Consider the following 6,488-nt stretch of genomic DNA (forward strand, 5'->3'; position numbering starts at 1 on the left):
ACCACGTCGTCGCCNGTTTTTGATTTCCACAGTCACCTTGTCACTGCGGTTTTCGTGTGACTGATAGGCAAGCATGATCTGATGCTTACCTTGAGCCGGCCAGGCAAATTCGAAGCGGATCGTTGAATCTTTTCCGCTGCCGTACAAGTAGTGCGAGCCGACAAATTTTGGCAATCCCGTTCCCGCCGTCCAACGGCCTGTCTGTTTCGCCTGGGTATCATCGATCACCAAACCGCTGATTTTTGCGGGATCGATACTTTTTCCTCCGCCTTTGCCGCTTGTCGGCAATCCTGTGGACGGTGCCAACGGCAACGCATCGTCGGGCACAACAATTTCGGCGTTGACGGTGTCGCGACGCGCCTTACCAGGCAGTTTCAGCAGTTCATCCATCTCCGACCAATACTTGCCGTAGACGTCGCGAGGCGTACAGTCGTGACGCACACAGACGCTGGCCGCTTTGCCAACAACCTCGCCCATCATCCCGCAAGTCCGCATCACTCGCACGGTCCCCAAGGCTTCGTGCGTCACACTGATGCAGCGTCCCGCCATAAACAGATTCGAGATATTTCGTGAATAGAATGTTCGATAGGGAACCGGATATCCATAGTTGCGATCGATACGCCGGTCATGCACCGCGACCGAAATGAACGGGTTATCGGGGAATTTTTCAGCATATTGCTGTTTCGGATAATGCAGGTCGATTGACCACGTACTTGGCACGCATCCATCGGGATAGGCAACTTTGTTGACGACGTCGTCCTGTGTCAACACGATGTCGCCGAGCAAACGACGCGATTCACGCGGTCCGCCGATGTAAGCGACCCAGGTCAAATAGGCGTTCTTGTGCTTGTCGGCACCATCGCCGTTTTTCATCGCATTGAACGCTCCATAGACCGCTCGCAGATTCCAATCGCGAATCGCTTCGGCATGATTGATAGGGTCCTTGTCAAATCCACTCTCCCAAAACCATTGGCCATGATGGTCACGCGGATAGGGGAAATCGTCCATGCTCAACGGCAATGCCCAAGGCGTTTCCGGAAATTCGGTAGGGCTGTCGGCTTCGTCCCACGCCCACATGTTGCTCATGCCCATGCGTCCCTCCGGTGTCATTTCGCTGTCCGCACCGGCGAGATGCCCGATCGTGGCGTGGCCGGTGCAATCGGCAAACAATGTTCCGCGAAATCGGATTTGGTCACCTGTACGAGTATCAAACGCCATCACGCTTTCGATTTGGTCGTCGTTGGTTTCGACATGATACGCATGATGGTTTAGGAACAAATCGATATTGGGTTCAGCCCGCACGATCGCTTCTTTTTTGGCGTCTTCGAATTCTTCGTAGGTCCCCGGTGACTTGGTGGCGTTATCGGAAAACTCGGTAACAATTTCACCGACGCGAGGATAATTACCTCGGCGGACATGCCCCATCGCCCAAACACGAATTTCACTTGATCCATTTCCGCCCAAGACGCCGCGGTTTTGCACCAAGGCCACTTTGCATCCCATCCGGGCCGCCGAAATCGCGGTCCCCATGCCTGAGTAACCGCCGCCGATGACGACGATGTCATAGCCACTTTTTTCAGTGGGCGAATCGCCCAAACCAAGTTGTTTGCGACGCCATGGGCCCAACACCGCCGATTCGTTTGGCGGCTCCGCACCCGATTTTGAAAAATAAATGGCGTCACAGCGACCGTCGAATCCCGTTAGATCCTGCAATGCGACCGTGGCTTTGGTGTCGTCGATTTCAATCGTCCCACCAGCCTCCCAAAACCATTCGGCGTTTTTCGTTCCGAAGGTGTGGTCGAGCGTTTTGCCGTTCACCGCGATCTGGAATTTGCCAGGGGCGCCGGGAGCTTCCCAACGAGCCACCCAATCCTTGGTACGGGCAAATACATGGTACGTCCCCACACTCGGAAACTCGACGGTCGTGGTCGCATCATCGACCGGTTTTCCCAACCCGTGGGCGATCATATAGGGCGAGCCCATCGTCATGATCGATTGGGTGTCGAGTTTCCAACCGCCGGGCTTTGCGAAGCTTTCTGCTTCGATAAACACCGAATCTTCAGCACGAGTGGGCTGAAGCGTGATCGCGGCAAATGCGATGGTAAGAGCCGTAAAAAATCGTCGCGCAAGCGTCATTATTGGCCTTGAGAATATGGGAGGGTGTGAGAGGTGGGGAGAACACGCCCTCATTGTAGTTATTCGCGGGAGAAGTCACCACCATTGAGTACCAAGAAGCGGCATCACATGGCCAATTACGGGGATCCCCATCGCGGTCCCTAGCCGAGCAGCATGCGGCCGACATTGATATAGATCACAATGCCCATGATGTCGACGATTCCGGCCACAAACGGATTGCTCATCAGCGCTGGGTCCAATCCAGCCCGCTTGAAGACAATCGGCAGCGTTGCGCCACACAGACAACCACAGACGATGACCGCCAACAACGTGATCGGAATGACCAGCGCATCGTGGAACGAAGGAGCCACAAAGATCGCAACGGCAAATCCGATCAACGCCAAAAAGCTGCCCAGCATTAACGACACAATACTTTCGCGAACCAAAACACGGTGCCAGTCACGGAATTTGACTTGCCCGCTTGTCATCGCGGTGATAACCAACGTCGCCGATTGGCTTCCCGAATTCCCCCCCGCACTGATGATCAGTGGGATGAACCAGACCAACCAGACGAATTGCTGCAACTCGTCTTCGTAGTGACGCAGTGCAAACGCGGTCAACAAAGCAGCAAAAAACAAAATGGTCAGCCAGATCCCTCGCTTCCACGACAGCGTTATCAAACCGATGCGAAGGAAATCGTGCTCCAGAGGGGCGACGGCCGCAATCCGCTGGGCGTCCTCGGTCAATTCCTCACGGACCACGTCGATCACATCGTCATGCGTGATGATTCCGAGCAATCGCCGACTGGCGTCGACCACGGGGATCGCCAACAGGTTGAATCGCTCGACTTTATGAGCGACCGACTCTTGATCCTCGGTCACATTGGCAACGACGACATCCGTTTCCATCATGTCACCGAGCGTGATTTCGGGATGTGCCAGCGACGATACCAGTTGCCGTGTCGAGACAATCCCGCGGAGCAAATCGTCGTCATCAACGACATACAAGTAGTAAATCGTCTCGAGTTGACTGGCTTGGCGTCCGAGTTCATCAAGCGCCTCGCGGGCACTCAGTTTCTCGCCCAACTTGGCTACCTCGGTCGTCATCAACCCGCCCGCGGTCTCGCCCTGATAGGAGCGAAGACGTTGGATATTGCGGCGATCTTGGACCGGCAACAGCGGCAGAATCTCTTGGACACGCTGGTCCGACAATTCTTGGATCAAGTCAACGCGATCGTCCGCTGGAATCTCTTCGACCAAGGCGGCGACTTGCGACGGATCATGATCGCGAAGCATCTCTAATTGGCGTTCTTCGCCAAAGTAACCAAAAATCTCCGAACGACGCGACGGCTCGGCGAATTGCAGCACTTCCCATGCTTCTTCGTTGGAAAGTCCCTCCATGAACTCTGCCGTTCGCCCCGGATTTAGCGTCGTGCAGAACTCTTCGAGCTCAGCCCGATTTTGCTCGGCCAACATTTCTCGTAATTCAGGAAGGAAGAGCGTGTTGACCATGGCAATTATTAGAAAAAACGCAGCAATGCGTTCATTTCATAGGCATTAGAGAATGGAGGCGAGCAATAACAATGTTGCGTTAAAAAATTCAAAAAAGACAAGCATCGCGGCGAAAGCCGTTTTGGCTACCGCCGCAATCCCAAACCGTCAGCGAGGCGAAAAACGAGCGACGAAGCCACCTCGTTATGATTTTCGTACGCCGCGATTGCTTGGCCGAAAGTCTTGGCGACTTTCGCGACACGGCGCCCAAAAGAGCCAATGCGAACTGCAAGCTTAGTTGCTGACTCGTTCGATATATTCGCCTGAGCGAGTATCGATTTTGATCACGTTGCCTTCTTTGATGAATCCAGGCACGTTGAACTCCGCCCCGGTTTCCACCGTGGCAGGCTTGGTGACGTTGGTGGCAGTGTCACCTTTGGCACCGGGGACGCATTCAGTCACCGACAATTCGACGTGATTCGGCGGCTCGACGATGATGGCGTTGCCGTTGTACAGCGTCATCGTGCAAGCCATGCCGTCCTTCAAATACTTCCAAATGTCGCCGGCAACGTCGCTTGTCACCTCATATTGTTCAAACGACTCGTTGTGCATGAAAACGAAATCGTCACCGCTACGGTACAAAAACTGTACCTCGGTCGTTTCCACGTCGGCGGATTCGAGCGAGTCGCCTCCTTTGTAGGTGCGATCAAGCGAAGTCCCGCGGATCAGATTTTTCAGTTTGCATTTGTAAAGTGCGTTGCCTTTACCCGGTTTGACAAACATCATTTCCGTCATGATGTAAGGTTCACCATCAATTTGGACCTTAAGTCCTTTGCGGAAGTCACTTGTGTTATAAGTAGCCATAGACGACGGTCCCGTCTTTACGAGTCAATGTTTTCGAGGGATGGGGATTTTGAATATTTGATTGGTTGCATCCACTAGAAACTGAATGATCCAGGACACTTCCCCTCGCGAATCGGACAAGTTCAATCCCGTGTCGGCTGAACCGCAGAACGACTCAGCCCCCCAGTCTCAGGAGCAACCGGACCAGATTCTAACGCGATCACGGGTTCTTGTCCCGCCCCGTCCTGAGCAGCTTTTCGCCGCCACGGTCCAGCCCCCCGCTGTTGCGGCAGTCGATTGGCAAACGGCGATGCGAAAGGCGATTCGCAGCGGAAAACAGCTGCTTGAGCGACTTCAGTTGCCCGCCGACACCTTTCCCGAGCATCTCGAGACGTTTCCGACCTTCGTCCCGCTCGAATTTTTGAGCCGGATGGCCATCGGTGACCCCGCCGACCCACTGCTCCGCCAAGTGTTGCCGGTCAGCGATGAATTGGTTACGGCCCCCAACTTTGTTTCCGATCCGGTCGGCGACCTCGACTCACTAGCCGCCGGGGGGGTGATTCACAAATACGACGGCCGTGTCCTGCTGATTGCTTCGGGCGTTTGTGCGGTGCACTGCCGGTACTGTTTCCGCCGCGAATTTCCCTATCAACAAGCGGGCTCGCGACGTGAAAACTGGGCTCCGGCGATCCAATACATTCAAGCTCACCCTGATGTCGAAGAGGTTATCCTCAGCGGCGGCGACCCGCTGACATTGACTGACGCCAAGCTTTTCGAATTGATCGAGCGAATCGATGCGATCCCGCATGTTCGCCGCATTCGACTGCACACTCGATTGCCGATCGTGATTCCGCAACGCGTCACTGATTCGCTCTGCAGCAAACTGAAAAAAACACGCTCGGCGGTTTGGTTCGTCGTGCACTGCAACCACGCGAATGAGTTAGACTCGTCGGTGATCGCTCGGATGGAAATGCTTGTTGACTCGGGAATCCCAGTGTTGAATCAAGCCGTGCTACTGCGTGGCGTGAACGATGACGAACAAACGCTGGTCGATCTGTGTATGAAATTGGTCAATCACCGCATCCAACCTTATTACTTGCACCAACTCGATCGCGTACGAGGAACGAAGCATTTTGAAGTTCCGGTCCAACAGGGATTGGAACTCATCCACCGCATCCGCAGCCGGTTACCTGGGTACGCAGTCCCAACCTATGTCCGCGAACAAGCTGGCGAGCCATCCAAGACGCCTCTCTAATCCCACATCGCTAGAATCATCCGACCATGTACGTTTTTGAAAATCCCGTTCTTCAACGTGAATTGCTGGGAAACCTGCGTACCAATCGTGCGTTCTTTCTGCTCGGACTCTATCAGCTGTTACTTGCGGCAGTGGTGTTGATGGCATGGCCAAGTGAACAAAGGTTGGATCTGACCATCAGCCCGCCATCGGCAACGAAGTTGGTCAACCTGTTTTTTCTTGGGCAATACGTGATTGCATCGCTGATGGCGCCAAGCTTTGCAGCCGGAACCATCACCGGAGAAAAAGAACGCCATACCTACGAGATGTTGCTGGCCAGCCCGCTACGTCCCGGCGCAATCGTGTTTGGCAAGATGGTCGCCAGCTTGACGCACCTGGGCATGCTGATCTTGGCCTCGCTGCCCATCATCGTGCTTTGTCTGCCGCTGGGTGGCGTCAGTGTTTACGAAGTCTTGGCGGCCTATTTGGGGCTGATCGTTTCGGTGATTTTGTTCGGCGCGATTGGCGTCTTTTGTAGCAGCTATTTTTCGCGCACAAGCAGCTCGTTGGTCGTCAGCTACTTGTTCATCCTGCCATTGGTGATCGGGGCGATCCTGTTTTGGGCATCGCTGGAAGGGCAGGGCGAATTGCGATTAAAACTCGCTTTGCTGGTGATTCCCGCGTTCGCATTGTCCGCCGTGATCTTGATGTGTTCGGCTGCCGCTGGACGGATGCTTTATCCACCGGACGTGGGCAGCGAAGGCAAGGAAGTGATCGATTTAGAGCGTGAGGCCGAAGAGGCAGTC

Annotated in this window: 5 protein-coding genes; 2 read left to right on the forward strand and 3 right to left on the reverse strand. The window is 54.5% G+C overall.

Translation table 11 applies throughout. The features are described from left to right. The 3 genes from RMSM_RS17945 to efp form a co-directional block, all read right to left on the reverse strand. Positions 1-2,136, reverse strand: a 2,136-nt coding sequence (locus RMSM_RS17945; protein WP_008699270.1) for an FAD-dependent oxidoreductase, incomplete at its 3' end; no start/stop codon positions are given. A 140-nt stretch (positions 2,137-2,276) separates the two neighbouring features. After that, entirely contained in the window at positions 2,277-3,626 is a 1,350-nt protein-coding gene (gene mgtE, locus RMSM_RS17950; RefSeq protein WP_008699272.1) for a magnesium transporter, read from the reverse strand. 273 nt (positions 3,627-3,899) lie between these two features. Continuing rightward, the gene (gene efp / locus RMSM_RS17960) at positions 3,900-4,469 is read right to left on the reverse strand and encodes an elongation factor P (protein ID WP_008699275.1); all 570 of its coding nucleotides are present in this window, start codon (positions 4,467-4,469) and stop codon (positions 3,900-3,902) included. A gap of 85 nt (positions 4,470-4,554) precedes the next feature. Here efp and epmB point away from each other — a divergent pair, with 85 nt between their 5' ends. Then, positions 4,555-5,703, forward strand: a complete 1,149-nt coding sequence (gene epmB / locus RMSM_RS17965; RefSeq protein ID WP_008699277.1) for an EF-P beta-lysylation protein EpmB — start codon at positions 4,555-4,557, stop codon at positions 5,701-5,703. Between the two features lie 26 nt (positions 5,704-5,729). Then, positions 5,730-6,488, forward strand: a 759-nt coding sequence (locus RMSM_RS17970; protein ID WP_008699278.1) for an ABC transporter permease, incomplete at its 3' end; no start/stop codon positions are given.

Source organism: Rhodopirellula maiorica SM1, assembly GCF_000346295.1.
Lineage (GTDB): Bacteria > Planctomycetota > Planctomycetia > Pirellulales > Pirellulaceae > Novipirellula > Novipirellula maiorica.